The sequence below is a fragment of the Devosia neptuniae genome (assembly GCF_025452235.1).
In the GTDB taxonomy this organism is placed as follows: Bacteria; Pseudomonadota; Alphaproteobacteria; order Rhizobiales; family Devosiaceae; genus Devosia.
In genome coordinates this window covers 1,420,838-1,438,701 of the sequence record NZ_CP104965.1, presented here as the reverse complement: position 1 = coordinate 1,438,701, position 17,864 = coordinate 1,420,838, and the positions used below count along the sequence as shown (strand labels likewise).

Sequence of the window (17,864 nt, the reverse complement as noted above, 5' to 3'; positions counted from 1 at the left end):
CTCGATGAACGGACCTTGAACGCACATGAATATCGACGCGATCCCAATCGGCAAGAACCCGCCCGACGACCTCAATGTCATCATCGAAGTCCCCCTGGGCGGCGAGCCGATCAAGTATGAGATCGATAAGGCTTCGGGCGCCCTCTTCGTCGATCGTTTCCTCTATACGCCCATGCGCTATCCCGGCAATTACGGCTTCGTGCCCCATACTTTGTGTGGCGATGGCGACCCGCTCGACGTCATCGTGATGAATTCGCGTCCCCTGGTGCCCGGCGCCGTGGTGCGCTCCCGCCCGGTCGGCGTGCTGTTCATGGAAGACGATGGCGGCCAGGACGAAAAGATCATCGCCGTGCCGGTTTCCAAGCTCACCCGCATGTATGACAATATCCTCGATATCGAGGATTTCCCCGAAATCCAGCTCGAGCGGGTCAAGCACTTCTTCACCCATTACAAGGATCTCGAGCCCGGCAAATGGGCCAAGATCGACCGGATCGGCAATCTGGCCGATGCGCGCAAGGTGATCCTGGATTCGATCGAACTGGCCAAGACGCAGAAATAGGCTTTGGCACTGAGACGGGGGCCTCGTTGCCCCCGTCATATCCTCGCCCAATCCATGCGGCATGTCGGGCCGTAACCAGCGGAGGGCTCGATGAAAACTGTATGTGCAACGCTTTTGGCGATTGGCCTGGGCACCAGCATGGCCGCCGCGCAGGAGCAGTCTTCTCCCGATATTGCGCAGATTCTGAGCCAGCGCATCGACAGCGACAAACAGGGTGTCGGTATTGCCGTGGGCCTGGTCGATGGCACGGAAACCAGCTTTGTCGCGCATGGTATGCTCGCCGCCGATGGCGCGCCGGTTGATGAAAACACCATTTTCGAGATCGGCTCGATCACCAAGATCTTCACCAATCTGCTGCTGGCCCAATTGGTGCTGGACGGAAAGATGGACCTCGACAAGCCGGTGGCCGATTATCTGCCGGCGGGCACGGCACTGCCCGATTATCAGGGCAAGGCGATAAGTCTGTTCGATCTGGCGACGCAGAGTTCGGGCCTGCCACCGATTCCGCCCGAACTGGCGCTGGCCGATCCGGCCAATCCCTATGTGGCCTACACAGCCGACAATCTGGCAGCGTTCCTTTCCGCCTACGATCTGCCGCGGGCGCCGGGTACGCAATATGAGTATTCCAATGTCGGCATCGCCCTGCTGGGCCAGGCGATCAGCCATGTGGCGGAAAAGCCCTATGCCGAACTGGTCGAGGAGCGGATTTTGACCCCGCTGGGCATGGCTGACACCACGCTCATGCCGACGGATGCGGCGCGCTTTGCCAGCGGCCACAACCGGATGGGCGAGGCTGTGCCGCATTGGGATTTCGATGTGTTTGCCCCGGCCGGCGCCTATCGCTCGACGGCGGCCGACATGGCCAAATTTATTGCCGCAGCGAGCGGGCAGACCGACACGGCGCTCAAGCCGGCATTCGAGCTGATGCTGACCAGAACCCGTCCGGCCGGTTCGCCCAATATGAGCATCGGGCTGGGCTGGATGATCCTCAAGCATCCCGGCGGCGAGATTGTCTGGCACAATGGCATTACCGGGGGCTTCAACGGCTTTGCCGGCTATGACCGGGCAAGTGGCAAGGGCGTCGTGGTGCTGGCCAATCAGGTGAGCCAGACCGGCATTGAGGATATCGGCTTTCACCTGCTCGATCCCAGCCTGCCGCTGGCGCCGCAGCCCACGCCGCGCCAGCAGGTCGAGATCGATCCGGCCGTGCTGCCCGATTATGTCGGGGAATATCAGCTGGGCCCCGAATTCAACCTCAGCGTGACGACGGAAAATGGCCGGCTGTTCGTGCAGGCTTCGGGGCAAGGGCGACTGGAAGTGTTCCCGGAATCGGAGACGACTTTCTTCTCCGGTGATGTCGATGCCCAGATCAGTTTTGAGCGCGATGCCGACGGGAAGGTGAGCGGGCTGGTGCTGCATCAGAACGGGCAGGACATTGCGGGGCGCAAGCTGTGAGCGGCCGGATCGTTATTCTCAATGGCACGCCGCGGGCGGGCAAATCCTCGATCGCGGCGGCCATGCAGCAGCACCTGCGCGGGCGCTGGATCAATCTGGGCGTCGATGCGCAGAACAAGACCTTGCCGCCCGACCTGTTGCCCGGCATCGGACTGCGGCCCGGTGGCGAGCGGCCCGATCTCGAGCCTAATGTGACCCCGCTTTATCTGGCGCTCTATGGCGCCATCGCCGCTCATGCGCTGCAGGGTTTTGATGTGGTTGCCGATCTTGGGCATCATGATGATTACTCGCGGCCCCTGGGCATCCTGCCGCAATGTGCGCGGCTGCTGGCGGGATTGCCGGTGCTGTTTGTGGGGGTGCATTGCCCCATCGAGGTGATCATGGCGCGGCGCAATGCCGATCCGCAGAGCGGGCTTTATGTGGGCGGCGATAGCGTGCCCGCCCCGGTGCTGCGCTGGCAGGAAGCCGTGCATGTGCCGGGGATTTATGACGTGAGCGTCGATAGCGGGGCAATGTCGCCCGACGATTGCGTGGCAGTGATTGCCGAAGCGCTGGCGACGCCGAAGCGGCCGAGCGCCTTCGAGGTGCTGGCGGGGACGTGAGCCGCCCGACAACGTGATTTGCCGCGGCCTCGTCACAGGCGCACCCTCGCCTGCGGAAGGAGGGCCGATACAATGAGCATGTTGCGAAATGCCGTCGGCATTGTCTTGCTGGTGATCGGCGCGGTCTGGGTGCTGCAAGGCGCCAATGTACTGACCGGAAGCGCCATGTCGGGCCGCAATCAATGGCTGGTCGTGGGCCTGTTGATGGCCGTGGCGGGCGTGGCCTTGCTGTGGTGGAACCGGCGTGCGGGCCAGCGCAGAATGCTGGCTGACCCGGCCGGAGATCAGGCGCGCAGGCGATAGGTCTGCACGATATTGCCCTTGGACGTGATGGTGCTGTCCGCCAGGGTAAGCCGCGTCGTCGGATCGCCCGGCTCGAACAGATGCCGGCCCGTGCCGGCAATCACCGGATGGGTGATCAGCGTCAATTCATCGAGCAGGCCGGCAAACAGCAGCTGCCGCACCAGCGAAATGCCGGCCATGGCGCTGATCTCGCCGCCCTCCTGCGCCTTGAGCGCGCGGACGAAATCGAACAGCTCGCCCTCGATCAGGCTGGCATTGCTCCAGTCGAGCGGCCCCTTGAGCGTGCGCGAGGCGACATGCTTGGGCACGCCATTGATGAAATTGCCAAAATCGCCATCCTGAGTGGATTGGGGCCAAAAGCCGGCCCATTCCTCGTACCCCACCCGGCCCATTAGTACTGTATCGACCTTGCCCATGACGCTGCCGAGCAATTGGCCCAGTTCAGCGTCGAACGCATCGAATTGCCAGAGATTGGGAGCTTCCACGATTCCATCGACCGAATGAAACAGCCCGGCTGTCAGTTTACGCATGATGTTTTCTTTCCCTGTGCCGGCGGCCAAGCTGGCCACCCTTCGCTATCACGACGAACGGCATGCGGCGGTTTCGACGGGGCGCGCGAAATTTCGGGCGTGCGGAAGCGCCGCCTGGTGCGGTTATCGAATGGACGGACGGACCCCGAGACGGCCTTCGCCTCGTGAGGATTAAAAATGAGACGGAAACCGTCTCGGGGTGCCGGGACTTTTTCGGACGGCGCGATCGCAGACCCCAGCGTTTGCCGTAGCGCCCGCCCGATTGCCTCGTCCGCTCGACCCGAAGCGGAGCGCGACCTCCCCTCCCCCGGCTGGCTCCCGGACGCTCGTCGCTGCAGCGCCGCCCGTATCCCGGAAGATGGAGGGAGTATGCGGGAGGATTTGGGGGTGGGGATAAGAGGGATAGGTGAGCTCTTCGCTGTCGCCAACCACAATGTCATCCCCGCGAAAGCGGGGACCTCTGTTTGCTTTCTTCAGCACCCCGAAACGGAGGTTCCCGCTTTCGCGGGAATGACACCGTGGGTGGGGGCCGAGTTAGTGCAAGCCACCATTGCTCCCAACATCACCGCGTCTCTCCCTCGGGCCTGACCCGCGGGCCTTTTCCCAATCTGGCACAAGCGACGAGTGGCCTCGGGTCGAGCCCGAGGGAGAATTGTGGGGAGGAGGGATTGGGGATGAATCCCGGGGGGCTCAACCGATGGCGGTGTCATTCCGCCGCGGTCCGGGCTAAAAATGCAGCGGGCCGGCGCCGCCGCACTTTCGGTTTCTTGCCGTTGATTTGAGGGTAAGTTGAACGGGCCGAGACAGAGAGCTGATAGCCCGACCCCACCCCGTGTCACCCTCGGGCCTGACCCGAGGGCTCTTCACTTGACGATCTCGTCCCAGAGATCACGCCAGTCCGGATTGCTCTTCTCAATCAGCTCGATCTTCCAGCTTCTATACCAGCGCTTCAATGAGGTCTCACGCTGGATCGCCATACTAATCTCGCCAAACTCTTCGAAATAGACTAGCCGTTTGATGCTGTTGGCCTTGGTGTACCCTTCGGCTAAACTTTCCCGATGTTCGTAGACACGACGCACAAGGTTATTGGTGACGCCAATATAAGTGCGCCCGCGCCGCATGTCGGCAAGGATGTAGATGTAGAAGCCCATGTCGGCATCTTGAAGTATAGTGTCCTCGGGTCAAGCCCGAGGATGACGGCCGGTGGGTTCTTCCAACTTCGGGGCCTATTCGACCTGCTGCAAAGCCCATCGCACCACATTTTGTGTATTGAACGGGCGTAGTTGAAATCGAAAGCGTAAAGTCAGCAGCGGCCGCCGATCCCCTCCGGTTCGCCCCCTCGTGACCATGTCGGCAATCATTGCGCTACAAAACACCTGCCACCGGGCTAGCCCGGTGGCGACGTTTTGAAACCTCTGGTTACCCCAGATGGGCCAGCACCGCCAACAACAACAACGCCACGATGTTGGTGATCTTGATCATCGGGTTCACGGCCGGGCCGGCGGTGTCCTTGTAGGGGTCGCCGACGGTGTCGCCGGTGACGGAGGCTTTGTGGGCGTCGCCGCCCTTGTGGTGGACGACGCCGTGGCTGTCGGTGAAGCCGTCTTCGAAGCTCTTCTTGGCATTGTCCCAGGCGCCGCCGCCGGCGGTCATGGAGATGGCGACGAAGAGGCCGGTGACGATGACGCCCATCAGCATAGCGCCCAGGGCCGAGAAGCCGGCGGCGGGGCCGGCGATCCAGTTGATCAGGAAGAAGACGACGATGGGGCTGAGCACCGGCAGCAGCGAGGGCACGATCATTTCCTTGATCGCGGCCTTGGTCAGCATATCGACGGCGCGGCCATAATCAGGCTTTTCGGTGCCGGCCATGATGCCCGGGCGTTCCTTGAACTGGCGGCGCACTTCGACCACGACCGATTGGGCGGCGCGGCCGACGGCGGTCATGCTCATGCCACCGAAGAGGAAGGGCAAGAGCCCACCGAACAGCAGGCCCACCACGACATAGGGATCGGCCAGCGAGAAGCTGAGCGTGCCCATGCCCTGGAAGATGGCGGGAGCATCGGGGAGATTGGCGAAATAGATCAGATCCTGCGTATAGGCGGCGAAGAGCACGAGAGCGCCCAGGCCCGCCGAACCGATGGCATAGCCCTTGGTGACGGCCTTGGTGGTATTGCCCACCGCGTCAAGCGCGTCGGTATTGTGGCGAACGGCCTTGTCGAGCCCGGCCATTTCGGCAATGCCGCCGGCATTGTCGGTGACGGGGCCGAAGGCGTCGAGCGCCACGATAATGCCGGCCAGCGCCAGCATGGTGGCCACGGCAAAGGCGATGCCGAACAGGCCGGCCAGATTATAGGTGACGATAATGCCGGCAATGATGACCAGAGCCGGTAGAGCCGTGGACTCCAGCGATACGGCCAGGCCCTGGATGACATTGGTGCCATGGCCGGTGACCGAGGCCTCGGCAATGGAATTGACCGGGCGCCGATTGGTGCCGGTGTAATATTCGGTGATGACGATGATCAGCCCGGTAATCACCAGGCCCGCCGCGCCGCACCAGAACAGGCTCATCGGGGTGAAGGTCTTGTCACTAGCTTCGATGGCGACGTTGAGATCGCCAAAGATCAGCCACAGCACGGGGAGCAGCGCGATCAGCGAGAGCACGCCGGTGGCGATGACGCCCTTGTAGAGCGCGCCCATAATGTTGTTGGAGGCGCCCAGCTTGACGAAATAGGTGCCGATGATCGAGGTGACGACACAGGCCCCGCCAATGGCCAAGGGCAGCACCATGCCGGCCAGCTTCCATTGTTCGGGCAGGATGATGGCGGCCAGCACCATGGTGGCGACGATGGTGACCACATAGGTTTCAAACAGATCGGCCGCCATGCCGGCGCAGTCCCCGACATTGTCGCCCACATTGTCGGCAATGGTGGCGGGGTTGCGCGGATCGTCTTCGGGAATGCCGGCTTCGACCTTGCCCACCATGTCGCCGCCCACATCGGCGCCCTTGGTGAAAATGCCGCCGCCCAGACGCGCGAAAATGGAAATCAGCGAGGCGCCGAAGCTGAGCGCCACCAGGGCATCGATGACGGTGCGGCTGGTGGGCGCATAGCCCATGCCGGTGAGAATGATGAAATAGAGCGTGATCCCGAGCAGGCCCAGGCCCGCCACCAGCATGCCGGTGACCGCGCCGGATTTGAAGGCCAGATCAAGCCCGCGGGCGAGCGAGGTGGTGGCGGCCTGGGCGACACGCACATTGGCGCGCACCGACACATTCATGCCGATAAAGCCGGCTGCACCCGACAGCACCGCGCCGATCAGGAAGCCGATTGCGGCGTGAATGCCGAGCAGGAAAAAGGCGGCGATCAGGATGACCACGCCCACTATGCCGATCGTGGTATATTGCCGCTTGAGATAGGCCGAGGCGCCTTCGCGCACGGCCGCCGAGATTTCCTGCATGCGGGCCGAACCGGCATCGGCCGCCAGCAGCCCCTGGGTGGTGATCACGCCATAAACAATGCTGAGCCCGCCGCAGACGACGATCAGCCATAAAGCCAAAGTCATTCCTTAAGTCCCTCTCGGTGTTCCTCCAGGGACCCAGCATGGACCAGGGCCGATCCTCCAATCGGCGCCGAGCCCATCCTCCGCTGTGACCCTTCTGCGTCCGATGATGTGATGGATTTGTGCGTTAAGCAATGGATATTGCGATGATTTGCCGCAGCGGGGGTGGGCGGCTAGGACGGAATATTCTCGAGCGCCCTGATCAAGGCGGCACTATCACCCACCACGGCCAGCGTCTTCAGCCGCGCCGTTTCGCCGCTCACCACGGTCACGGCCGACTTCGGCACGCCCAAGGCCTTGGCGAGCAACGCCACTACGGCTGCATTGGCCTTGCCCTTGTCGGGCAGCGCCTTGACGCGCACGCGCAGCACGGCGCTGCCGTCGTCGCGTTGTTCCACGCCCTCGATGGCGTCGCGGCCCGCATTGGGAGTGACGCGAATAAAAAGGCTCAGCCCCACGGGGCTGAGCCGATAGCAGACCGGGTAATCCATAGACCCTATGGCACGGCGGCGTAACCGTAGCGCAGGATAAGCTGCTGGATGAAGAATATGATCAGGAACAGGATGATCGGAGAAATATCGAGCCCTGAAAAATTCGGCATAAAGCGCCGGATCGGGTTGAGCAGAGGTTCGGTCAATTGGTTGACCACGCGCCAAACTGCAGCGACGAACTGATTGCGCGTGTTGATCACGTTGAACGATATCAACCAGCTCATGATGATCATGACCAGCAACACCCACCAGTAGAGCTGGAGGATGACCATGATCACGTCGAGTACGGCCTTCATAGCGGTCTCCCTTTTGTCGGCAAATTATCTAATGGCTATGCGGCCTTGCCACAAGAGCGTGATTGCCTCGGCTCCCAAAGACATGAGAGCCCCGCACCGGTCGCACGGTGCGGGGCCCACATGACTGACATCCGGTACGCATTACATGGGAACTTCCGGACATCCCTATAATAGCAACAAGCGTGCCAAGTCGGGGAGGCAGGCAAACCAGGCGGCAGAGATTAAACTATTGTGAATATTCGCATTTTGCGAGCGGGCCTGCCTTGCAGAATGCAAGGCGCGTTGCGTTTTGCGAAAGCCTATTCCGCCGGCCTACGCGGCTTGCTCGGCTTCCACATTACCAGCCGCACCAGGTAGATCACCACCACCAGGGCCAGCACGATGTAGCTGAGCGGATCAAGGATCACCTCGACCAGTTCGTAATGCTCATGCAGCAGGTAGCCGGCGGAGGTGAGGATAATGTTCCAGATCAGCGCGCCGCTGGTTGAGGCGAGCAGGAACACCGGCAATGGCATGCGGGCGAGGCCCGCGGGAATAGAAATCAGCGTGCGGATCAGCGGCATCAGCCGGCCGAACAGCACGATGATGGGGCCGAAGCGATGGAACCAGTCGACAGCGACGTCGATCTCTTCGGCGTTGAGCGTCATGACCCGCCCGAAGCGGTCGGCCAGGCGCCGCACGCGCTCGAGCCCGAATAGCCGGCCGGCATAATACCAGGGCAGCATGCCGACCACCGCGCCGACAGTCGCCGCGATCAACACGCCGAAAAAGTTGAGATCGCCATTGGCGGCGGCAAAGCCGGCAAAGGGGATGATCAATTCGGACGGGATGGGCGGGAAGATGGATTCGGCCAGCATCACGGCGAAAATGCCGGCATAGCCCCACTGGGAAATGGTCTGGATGATCCAATCGGTCATGGGGATGCTCCTTGCCGCGCCAACGTCGCCACCCGATGCGGTGGCCCTAGAAATGGATTGCCCGGACAAGCCGGGCAATGACGTGATGGAAACCTAGTGGCGAAACCCTAACCCCGGCTTACGCCGATTTCTGGGCGCGCATATTGCGCTTGCGATCATTGGGATCGAGCCAGATCTTGCGCAGGCGGATCGACTTGGGCGTGACCTCGACATATTCGTCTTCGGCGATATAGCCGAGCGATTGTTCGAGGGTGAGCTTCTTGGGCGTGGTCAGGCGCACCGCTTCGTCCTTGGACGTGGTGCGGATATTGGTGAGCTGCTTGCCCTTGAGCGCATTGACCTCAAGGTCATTCTCGCGGGAATGCTCGCCGATGATCATGCCTTCATAGATGTCGACGCCGGCGTCGATCATGATCGGGCCGCGATCTTCGAGGTTCCACAAGGCGAAGGCGACGGACTGGCCGGTGCCGTTGGAGATCAAGACGCCCGTGCGGCGGGTCGGCAGATCGCCCTTGAACGGCACGAAGGAGTGGAACAGGCGGTTGAAGATCGCCGTGCCACGGGTATCGCTCAGCAATTCGGGCTGGTAGCCGATCAGCGAACGGGTCGGGACCAGCAGCTGAATGCGGGTGCGGCCAACGCCGGACGGACGCATATCGGTCAGTTCGCCCTTACGCTCGGTGAGCTTCTGCACCACGGTGCCGGTATGCTCATCATCGACGTCGATGATGACTTCTTCGATCGGTTCGTGGCGGACGCCATCGATATCCTGCATCAGCACCTTGGGGCGGCCGATGGTCAGCTCGAACCCTTCGCGGCGCATGTTTTCGATCAGCACGGCCAGCTGCAATTCGCCGCGGCCGGCCACGTCGTAGGAGTCATTGTCGTCGCCGGGCGTCACCTTGATGGCGACATTGCCTTCGGCTTCGCGCATCAGGCGTTCGCGGATGACGCGGGACTGCACCTTATCACCTTCGCGGCCGGCCAGCGGGCCGTCATTGATGCGGAAGGTCACCGACAGGGTCGGGGGATCGATCGGCTTGGAGGCGATGGGCTTGGTCACCGAAGTGGCGCACAGCGTATCGGCCACGGTCGAGGTGACGAGACCCGCAATAGCGACGATATCGCCGGCTTCGCCGACATCGACCGGGGTGCGCTCAAGGCCGCGGAACGCCAGCACCTTGGAGACGCGGCCCTTTTCGACTTCCTTGCCTTCACGGTTGAGCGTGTGGATCGGATCGTTGGAACGGACGCTGCCCGAAGTGATGCGACCGGTCAGGATACGGCCCAGGAAGGGATTGCGCTCGATGGTGGTGACCAGCATGCGGAACGCGCCTTCTTCGACGGTCGGCTCCGGCACGTGTTCGATGACCTTATCGAGCAGCGGGCCCAGATCTTCCTTGGGACCTTCGGGCTCCAGCGCCATCCAGCCCTGCTTGGCCGAACCGTAGAGCACGGGGAAATCGAGCTGCTCGGGCGAGGCGTCGAGCGCGATGAAGAGGTCAAAGATTTCTTCGAGAACTTCCAGGTGCCGCTCGTCGGACTTGTCGATCTTGTTGATCGCCACGATCGGGCGCAGGCCCTGCGCCAGCGCCTTGCCGAGCACGAATTTGGTCTGGGGCATCGGGCCTTCGGCCGCGTCGACCAGGATCACCACGCCATCGACCATGGAGAGGATGCGCTCGACTTCGCCGCCAAAGTCGGCGTGGCCGGGGGTATCCACGATATTGATGCGGGTGTCTTTCCAGAGCAGGCTGGTGACCTTGGCCAGGATGGTGATACCGCGCTCACGCTCGATATCATTGCTGTCCATGGCGCGTTCTTCGACGCGTTCGTTCTCGCGGAACGAGCCGGACTGCTTGAGCAGAACGTCGATCAGCGTGGTCTTGCCGTGGTCAACGTGGGCGATGATGGCGATATTGCGCAAGCTCATAAGGGATCGGCCTCTTTGGCATGATCCCAAAAATTGGCCCCGGAAGTGGTTCGGGGCGCGCCTTGGCTGAAATCATGCGGAAACATGAACGCCAGCCGCAATTTTTCGGGCAGGCTGGCGCATTTGTCGCGGCTATTACAGCACTTGAGCCCGCCCGACAAGCGCCCGACACGCAAAGGTGGGTTGCAGGGGCGGCGAGGACCGCCCCGCAGGACTACTTCAACGAGCGCGGCAGCGCCTCCGATTGCCAGAGCCCCAGGCCAAAGCCATCGGGGTCCAGAAAGTCGGCGCTCCAGCCGCCCGGCGCCTCCGAGACGGGGGTGACGATGGTGACCCCCTTGGCGACGAGATCGGCAATCACGTCGTCAATGCCGCCTTCGGTGACGTCAAACACCAGCGCCGGCGTATCGCCGCGCTTGCCATCCATCTGGAAGAAGACCAGCTCGAGCCCGTTTTCGAGCCGGCCGGACAGCCAGAACGGCTCGGCCGCCCCTTCCTCGCGCTTGAGCTCGAGCCCGAACACGTCATTGTAGAAGCTCTCGGTGCGGGCAATGTCGGAAACTTAAAATACGATGCTGGCCGATTTCGGCTTGAATGCCATGGCGTCCTCCTGTGGCTGATATGCCTTGTTGCCGCGCTCAGCTGTTTTGTGAGCGCCGCACGATAAAAAGATGCCCATCGGGATCGTGGCTGGCGAAAATGCCGCCCTGTTGCAACAGGCCCGGCAGCAAAGCATCGCGAATGCGGCCATAGGCCAGATCAAGATTAAGCCCCGGCATCCCGTCGGGCATGGCGACGCCGCGCGCGCTTAGCTGGCGCTTGAGCGCGGTGATGCGCTGACGCAGGGCGGCATCGCTGAGATTCAGCAGATAGGCGATCTCACGGCGATTGTGGCCCGACAGGGTCAGGGCTGCGACGGCCTTGAGTGCCGGCGGCAAGGTGGCAAGCGTGGTGGTGAAGTCGGGTTGCTCGCCAGGCGGCGCGGGCTGGACCCGCAGGGCGTGCCAGTGGCTCTCGCGCAGCCTTCGCCGGCTGGCGCCCCTTGCGGCGAGCCTGGCGCGGTTGCGGATAATGCCGGCCAGCCAGCGGACATCCTGCGGGCCCGCAATCGCGCGGCCGCTGCGCACGGCTTCAAGCAGCGCATCCTGCACCAGATCGTCCGCTTCATCGGCCCGAAGCGTGGCGCGGCGAGCAATGGCCAGCAATTGGGCATAATGGCTTGGCCGCATGGCGTCTCCTTGGCGTGGGGGTGGCAAGGCCGATTGGTACGCCTGATCTCACCACAAACGCGGTGCCACACCGTGGGTAAGGCGGGTTCTGGTGCAATAGCCGAAGGGAGGCCCTAAGACGCCTTTTTCCGCTCAGCCCGCACTTCGGCTTCTGCCTGCGCCGCTTCGCGCTGCAACAGGCTGGAGAGGGCGGTCGGTGGCAGGGGTGGCGAAAACAGAAAGCCCTGCACTTCCGAGCAGCCCTGCGCGCGCACCATGGCGAGTTGTTCTTCGGTTTCGACGCCCTCGGCGGTGGTCGACATGCCCAGCGATTGGCCCAGGCCGATCACCGCGCGGATAATGGCCTGGCTATCCTGGCGGCTGGTGAGATCGGCCATGAAGGAGCGATCGATCTTGATTTTGTCGAAGGGGAAGGAGCGCAGATAGGACAGCGAGGAATAGCCGGTGCCGAAATCATCCATCGAAATGCGCACACCCATGGCGCGCAGTTCGTGCAGCGCCTTGAGCACGCTGTCGCTTTCGGCCAGCAGCAGGCTTTCGGTGATTTCGAGCTCGAGCCGGGTCGCGGGCAGGCGCGCATCGCTGAGCGCGGATTTGACCAGGCCCACCAGATCGCGGCTCTTGAACTGCACGGGCGACAGATTAACCGCCACGCGGATCTCGCCGGGCCAGGTAGCGGCGGTTTTACAGGCTTCGCGCAGCACCCATTCGCCGATCGGCACGATCAGCCCGGTTTCCTCGGCAATGGGGATGAATTCCACCGGCGAGACCGTGCGATCGTCATGGTCCCAGCGCAGCAGCGCCTCGACACAGGTGACCCGGTTTTCCTTGAGGCCGAGCAAAGGCTGATAGACCAGGCGCAATTCCTGGCGCTGCAGAGCCAGCCGCAAGCCGGCCTCGATGGTGCGGCGCTGCTGCAGCTCGGCATCCATGCCGGCTTCAAAGAAGTGATAAGTCGAGCGGCCTTCGCTCTTGGCCTTGTAGAGCGCCAGATCGGCATTCTTGACCAGGGTATCGGTCTTGATGCCATCGCCCGGCCCCAGCGCAATGCCGATGCTGACGCCGATCTCGATCTGCTGGCCGGCAATGTTCATCGGCGCCGAAATCGCCTTGATGATGCGGTCGGCCACCCGCGCCGCGTCGCTCGCACTTTCGACCGGCCGCATCAGGATGGCGAATTCGTCACCACCCAGCCGGGCCAACAGATCGGTTTCCCGCGTCGTGCCCCAAAGCCGTGCCGAAGCCTGCTTGATCACCTCGTCGCCCACCGCATGGCCCAAAGTGTCATTGACCGCCTTGAAGTGATCGAGATCGAGATACAGCACGGCGGCCATTTCGCCCCGGCTGAGGCCCGCCTCGGTTTTGGCCATCTGTTCGAGGAATTCGATGCGATTAGGCAGGTCGGTCAGAGCATCGTGCCGGGCCAGATGGCGAATGCGCGCCTCGGTCTGGCGCTGCTCGGTAATGTCCTCATGGGTCGACACCCAGCCGCCATCCTTCATCGGATGGTGCTGCATCAAGATGACCCGGCCATTGAGCTCATGCACGGTCTTGCCATATTCGCGCCGGGCGATCACCTCGCGCCGCCACACGATATATTCCTCGCGCGTACCCGACGAGCTCATGCCGACGTCGAACAAATGGCCCAGAATATCCTCGAGCTGGGTGCCCGGCTTATGCAGGCGCTCGGGCAGGTTGTAGATCTTGATATAGGGCTGGTTGCAGATGACCAGACGACCCTTGGGGTCGAACATGCAGAGGCCCTGGGAAATATTGTTGACCGCCGCGTCGAGCCGAATGTTCTGCCGCTCGAGCTCCAGCTTGCGCTTGGCGACGATTTCGGTGCGGGCGATCTCGTCGGTGACATCCTCATGGGTCACCACCCAGCCCAGCGCTTCGGAATAGACATGGGCGGTTTCGATCACCCGCCCGCCATGCACCATTTCCTGGCTTTTGTAGCGGGCGCCGCCGCGATTGGCCAAGAGTTCGCCGGTATAGGCCTCGTAAAAGCCCTGAGCACCCTGTTCGCGGTGATTGCCCAATTGGGCCGACAGTTCCACCACCTCTTCCAGGCTCATCCCCCGATGCACCTGATCGAAGCGGAAGCCGTAGAGATCGCGCCAGTTCTTGTTCCACATCACCAGCCGGAATTGCGGCGACCAGACGCAGAAACCATAGGGAATGTTTTCAAGGGCCGCATCGAGCAACAGGGCCTCGGCCATCTCGCTCAAGCTGCCGGCGTCTTCTGCTCGCACCAGCCGATATCTCCCCGCCCGATGCACCTGCATCCATGCTGGCGGGAAAGCTAGAGATTTCCCATTAACGAGCCATTAAGGCCCTGCCGGGACCGTGCAGTCCCGGCAGGAGAATCAGCTACTTGCCGGCTTTTTTATTGCGCGCTGCATAGGTCTTGAGGCGCAGACCGTTGAGCTTGATGAAGCCTTCGGCATCGTGATGATCATAGGTGCCCGAGCCTTCCTCGAAGGTCACCAGATCCATCGAATAGAGCGAATAGGGCGAGGTGCGGGCGATGACGCTGGCCGATCCCTTGTAGAGCTTGACGGTGACTTCGCCGGTGACGAATTCCTGGCTCTTGTCGATCAGCGCCTGCAGCATTTCGCGCTCGGGCGCATACCAGAAGCCATTATAGATCAGCTCGGCATATTTGGGCATCAACTCATCCTTGAGATGGGCTTCCCCGCGATCGAGCGTGATGGATTCGATGCCGCGATGGGCCACCAGCATGATCGTGCCGCCGGGGGTTTCGTAGAGCCCGCGCGATTTCATGCCGACGAAACGGTTTTCCACGAGATCAAGCCGGCCCACGCCATGCTTGCCGCCCAGTTCATTGAGCTTGGTGAGGAGGCTCGCCGGCGAGAGCTTTTCGCCATTGATCGAGACCGGATCGCCCTTTTCATAGCCGATGGTGATGATCTCGGCTTCGTTGGGGGCGTCTTCCGGATTGACGGTGCGCTGGGCGACATAATCGGGCGCCGGCACGGCGGGGTCTTCCAGCACCATGCCTTCGGAGGAGGTATGCAGCAGATTGGCATCGACCGAGAACGGGGCCTCGCCGCGCTTGTCCTTGGCGATCGGAATCTGGTTCTTTTCGGCATAATTGAGCAGCGCGGTGCGGCTCTGCAAATCCCATTCGCGCCAGGGCGCGATGACCTTGATCGAGGGGTCGAGCGCATTGGCGGTCAGTTCGAACCGCACCTGATCATTGCCCTTGCCGGTGGCGCCATGGGAAATGGCGTCGGCGCCGCTCTCCTGGGCGATCTGCACCAGGCGCTTGGCAATCAGCGGCCGGGCAATGGAAGTGCCGAGCAAATATTGGCCCTCATAGACTGTATTGGCGCGGAACATCGGGAACACGAAATCCCGCACGAATTCCTCGCGCAGATCCTCGATGTGGATTTCCTTGATCCCCATCAGTTCGGCTTTCTTGCGCGCCGGCTCGAGCTCTTCGCCCTGGCCCAGATCGGCGGTGAAGGTCACCACCTCGCATTGATAGGTCTCCTGCAGCCATTTGAGGATGATCGAGGTATCGAGCCCGCCCGAATAGGCCAGCACGACCTTCTTGATGTCTTTTGCCATGAAATTCCGCTCCCGGTATGATAGCGACACAATAGACCAGCCCCCGCGCAATATCCTTGCGATCATCGCAAGTTTGGCGCAGTTTGCGGCATATTATGCCACGATATAATTGAAACGACGCACGACATGCCAGAAACGCTCGACGCCATCGATCGCCGTATCCTGAGAGCATTGCAGCGCAATGCCCGCATGTCCAATGTCGAGCTGGCCAATGAAGTGGGCCTGTCGCCCTCGCCCTGCCTGCGCCGCGTCAAACTGCTGGAAGACCGGGGCGTCATCGACCAATATACCGCCCTGCTCAATGGTCCTGCCATCGGTCTGGGCCTGACTGTCTTCGCCCGCATCTGGTTCAAGACCCAGGACGCCCAGACCACGCACCAATTCGCCGAAACGGTGCGGAGCTATCCCGAAGTGGTGGAGTGCTACCTGACCACCGGGGAATGCGACGCCATCATGCGCATCGTCACGGCGGACCTGCACGCCTATTGGCGCTTTCAGTCCGACTATCTGATGCGCATCCCCAGCGTGCAAAGCGTCAAGACCGACGTGCCCATGGAAACCATCAAGCGGAGTTATGAACTGCCGCTGGCGTGATGCATTGGAAGGCTCGCTTCGCCACGCCTGGCGGGCTATGGCTAGAATATTCAACACGCGGAAAATCTCATGCCCGGCTTCGTTCCCGATCTTCCCGTCATCCTGGCCTTTGCGCTGGCGACCGTGGTTCTGGCCATCACGCCGGGGCCGGATATGGCGCTGCAGCTCAGCCGGGCGATCAATTATGGCCGCGCGCATGGCCTGGCCTGCATGGCCGGCGCCATGGCGGGGATCATGGTGCATACCACGCTGGTCGCCCTGGGCATTTCCGTGCTGATCATTGCCGCGCCGCCCCTGTTCCTCGGGCTCAAGATCGTCGGCGCACTCTATTTGCTGTGGCTGGCCTATCAGGCCGTGGTGCATGGCGGGGGCCTGCGCATTGCCGAGGCCGCCAAGCGGCCGCCCAGTGTGGGCCAGAGCTTTGCCACCGGCATTGGCATTAACCTGCTCAATCCCAAGGTCGTGCTGTTCTTCGTGACCTTCCTGCCCCAGTTCGTCGATGCGCATGATCCCTCGGCCACCGGAAAACTGTTCTTTCTCGGTGCCGAATTCGTGCTGCTCTCGATCCCGCTGGGCGTCGCGACCGTGTTCGCCGCCGATTGGCTGGCCGCCGCCTTCCGCCACAGCAAATGGGTAGAACGCGCCCTCAACTGGAGCTTTGCGGCGATCTTCACCACCTTCGCCGTGACTATCCTTACCGCACAAGCCCGCCACTAGTTATGCTGGTCGCGCTCCCGAAGCGGAAAAGTCTGCAACTTTTCCTGGTCACGCTCTCATGAATTACCGCCACGCCTTTCATGCCGGCAATTTTGCCGATGTGGTCAAACACCTGATCCTGGTCCGCATTCTGGACTATCTCAAGCGCAAGCCCGCCGCCTTCCGCGTGCTCGATACCCATGCCGGCGTCGGCCTCTATGATCTGGAGGGTGATCAGGCCGAACGCACCGGGGAATGGCTCGAGGGCATTGCGCGCCTGGTGCAAACCGGCCTGCCCCCCGCAGCGGCGGAGCTGGCAAAACCCTATCTCGACGTAGTCAAAGCGCAGAATCCCGACGGGCAATTGCGCTTCTATCCCGGCTCGCCCCTCATCACCCGCTCCTTGCTGCGCGACCAGGACCGGCTCTTTGCGCTCGAACTGCACCCGGCCGATGCCGCGGCGCTGCACGAAAACTTTGCCGGCGATTTCCAGACCCGCGTCACCCATCTCGACGGCTGGGCCGCCCTGGGCACCCATCTGCCGCCCAAGGAAAAGCGCGGCCTGGTCCTGATCGACCCGCCCTTCGAAGAAAAGGGCGAATTCACCCGCATGGTGGCTGGGCTGGGCAAAGGCCATCGCCGCTGGCCCGGCGGGATCTTTGCCTTCTGGTATCCGATCAAGGAGCCGAGCGAAGTCGAAAGTTTCGTGGCCGACCTCAAGGCCACGGGCATTCCCAAAATCCTGCGCATCGAACTCACCATCCGCGCGCCCTCCACGCCCGCGCGGCTGTTTGGTACTGGCATGATCGTGGTCAATCCGCCCTATGCGCTGGAGGAGGAAATGAAGACGCTGCTGCCGCCTCTGTCGGCATTGTTGGCCGAGGAAGGTCGTGGTGGGTTCAAGATTGACTGGGTGGCGGGGGAGTAAGAAGCCCCCTCACCCATGCTCCGATACCATCAAAGCCCCGGTGTCATTCACCACCCACGATGTCATTCCCGCGAAAGCGGGAACCTCTGTTTCCCTTTGGCCACCGCAAACGGAGGTCCCCGCTTTCGCGGGGATGACACCGTGGAATTGGATGCATTGAGCGGATTGGCGGCGTC

Annotated in this window: 18 protein-coding genes; 7 read left to right on the top strand and 11 right to left on the bottom strand. The window is 62.1% G+C overall.

The annotated features are described in order from the left end of the window. The first annotated feature begins 25 nt into the window (after positions 1 to 25). The 4 genes from ppa to N8A98_RS09805 all read left to right on the top strand — a co-directional run bounded on the left by ppa (position 26) and on the right by N8A98_RS09805 (position 2,919). Entirely contained in the window at positions 26 to 559 is a 534-nt protein-coding gene (ppa, locus tag N8A98_RS09820) for an inorganic diphosphatase (protein WP_113123443.1), read from the top strand. A 90-nt stretch (positions 560 to 649) separates the two neighbouring features. Then, positions 650 to 2,014, top strand: a complete 1,365-nt coding sequence (locus N8A98_RS09815; protein WP_262171009.1) for a serine hydrolase — start codon at positions 650 to 652, stop codon at positions 2,012 to 2,014. After that, a complete protein-coding gene (locus tag N8A98_RS09810) occupies positions 2,011 to 2,616 on the top strand; it encodes a chloramphenicol phosphotransferase CPT family protein (RefSeq protein ID WP_262171007.1) in 606 nt (201 codons plus the stop codon). The genes N8A98_RS09815 and N8A98_RS09810 overlap by 4 nt, the downstream gene beginning before the upstream one ends. Positions 2,617 to 2,688: 72 nt before the next feature. After that, entirely contained in the window at positions 2,689 to 2,919 is a 231-nt protein-coding gene (locus tag N8A98_RS09805) for a hypothetical protein (RefSeq protein ID WP_262171006.1), read from the top strand. On the opposite strand, the gene N8A98_RS09800 is transcribed toward N8A98_RS09805, so the two are convergent. The 11 genes from N8A98_RS09800 to N8A98_RS09750 form a co-directional block, all read right to left on the bottom strand. Then, positions 2,901 to 3,449, bottom strand: coding sequence for a dihydrofolate reductase family protein (locus N8A98_RS09800; protein WP_262171004.1), 549 nt, complete (start codon positions 3,447 to 3,449; stop codon positions 2,901 to 2,903). The genes N8A98_RS09805 and N8A98_RS09800 overlap by 19 nt on opposite strands. 863 nt (positions 3,450 to 4,312) lie before the next feature. Further along, positions 4,313 to 4,600 (bottom strand): GIY-YIG nuclease family protein, encoded by a 288-nt coding sequence (locus N8A98_RS09795; RefSeq protein WP_262171002.1) that lies wholly within the window; start codon positions 4,598 to 4,600, stop codon positions 4,313 to 4,315. A 268-nt stretch (positions 4,601 to 4,868) separates the two neighbouring features. Further along, complete coding sequence (locus N8A98_RS09790; RefSeq protein WP_262171001.1) at positions 4,869 to 7,010, bottom strand: sodium-translocating pyrophosphatase; 2,142 nt, start codon at positions 7,008 to 7,010, stop codon at positions 4,869 to 4,871. A 170-nt stretch (positions 7,011 to 7,180) separates the two neighbouring features. After that, positions 7,181 to 7,498 carry a DUF167 family protein gene (locus tag N8A98_RS09785; RefSeq protein WP_262170999.1) on the bottom strand — a complete coding sequence of 106 codons (318 nt, stop codon included), beginning with the start codon at positions 7,496 to 7,498 and terminating at the stop codon, positions 7,181 to 7,183. A gap of 5 nt (positions 7,499 to 7,503) precedes the next feature. Beyond that, positions 7,504 to 7,794, bottom strand: coding sequence for a YggT family protein (locus N8A98_RS09780; RefSeq protein ID WP_113124100.1), 291 nt, complete (start codon positions 7,792 to 7,794; stop codon positions 7,504 to 7,506). 299 nt (positions 7,795 to 8,093) lie between these two features. Continuing rightward, complete coding sequence (locus N8A98_RS09775) at positions 8,094 to 8,711, bottom strand: DedA family protein (protein WP_262170997.1); 618 nt, start codon at positions 8,709 to 8,711, stop codon at positions 8,094 to 8,096. Between the two features lie 118 nt (positions 8,712 to 8,829). After that, positions 8,830 to 10,644, bottom strand: coding sequence for a translational GTPase TypA (gene typA, locus N8A98_RS09770; protein WP_262170995.1), 1,815 nt, complete (start codon positions 10,642 to 10,644; stop codon positions 8,830 to 8,832). Between the two features lie 214 nt (positions 10,645 to 10,858). After that, positions 10,859 to 11,167 carry a VOC family protein gene (locus tag N8A98_RS09765; RefSeq protein ID WP_262170994.1) on the bottom strand — a complete coding sequence of 103 codons (309 nt, stop codon included), beginning with the start codon at positions 11,165 to 11,167 and terminating at the stop codon, positions 10,859 to 10,861. 115 nt (positions 11,168 to 11,282) lie between these two features. Next, positions 11,283 to 11,873, bottom strand: coding sequence for an RNA polymerase sigma factor (locus N8A98_RS09760; protein ID WP_262170992.1), 591 nt, complete (start codon positions 11,871 to 11,873; stop codon positions 11,283 to 11,285). A 113-nt stretch (positions 11,874 to 11,986) separates the two neighbouring features. Beyond that, the gene (locus N8A98_RS09755) at positions 11,987 to 14,128 is read right to left on the bottom strand and encodes a putative bifunctional diguanylate cyclase/phosphodiesterase (RefSeq protein WP_262170991.1); all 2,142 of its coding nucleotides are present in this window, start codon (positions 14,126 to 14,128) and stop codon (positions 11,987 to 11,989) included. Between the two features lie 118 nt (positions 14,129 to 14,246). Continuing rightward, the gene (locus N8A98_RS09750) at positions 14,247 to 15,470 is read right to left on the bottom strand and encodes an argininosuccinate synthase (RefSeq protein WP_262170989.1); all 1,224 of its coding nucleotides are present in this window, start codon (positions 15,468 to 15,470) and stop codon (positions 14,247 to 14,249) included. Between the two features lie 126 nt (positions 15,471 to 15,596). On the opposite strand from N8A98_RS09750, the gene N8A98_RS09745 reads away from it, so the two are divergent. The 3 genes from N8A98_RS09745 to N8A98_RS09735 all read left to right on the top strand — a co-directional run bounded on the left by N8A98_RS09745 (position 15,597) and on the right by N8A98_RS09735 (position 17,688). Beyond that, positions 15,597 to 16,064: an Lrp/AsnC family transcriptional regulator gene (locus N8A98_RS09745; RefSeq protein ID WP_113123378.1), complete on the top strand. Its 468-nt coding sequence runs from the start codon at positions 15,597 to 15,599 to the stop codon at positions 16,062 to 16,064. A 69-nt stretch (positions 16,065 to 16,133) separates the two neighbouring features. Continuing rightward, on the top strand, positions 16,134 to 16,781 hold the full coding sequence (locus N8A98_RS09740) for a LysE family translocator (RefSeq protein ID WP_262170987.1): 648 nt from the start codon (positions 16,134 to 16,136) through the stop codon (positions 16,779 to 16,781). 58 nt (positions 16,782 to 16,839) lie between these two features. Further along, entirely contained in the window at positions 16,840 to 17,688 is an 849-nt protein-coding gene (locus N8A98_RS09735; RefSeq protein WP_262170986.1) for a 23S rRNA (adenine(2030)-N(6))-methyltransferase RlmJ, read from the top strand. Positions 17,689 to 17,864: the final 176 nt, after the last annotated feature.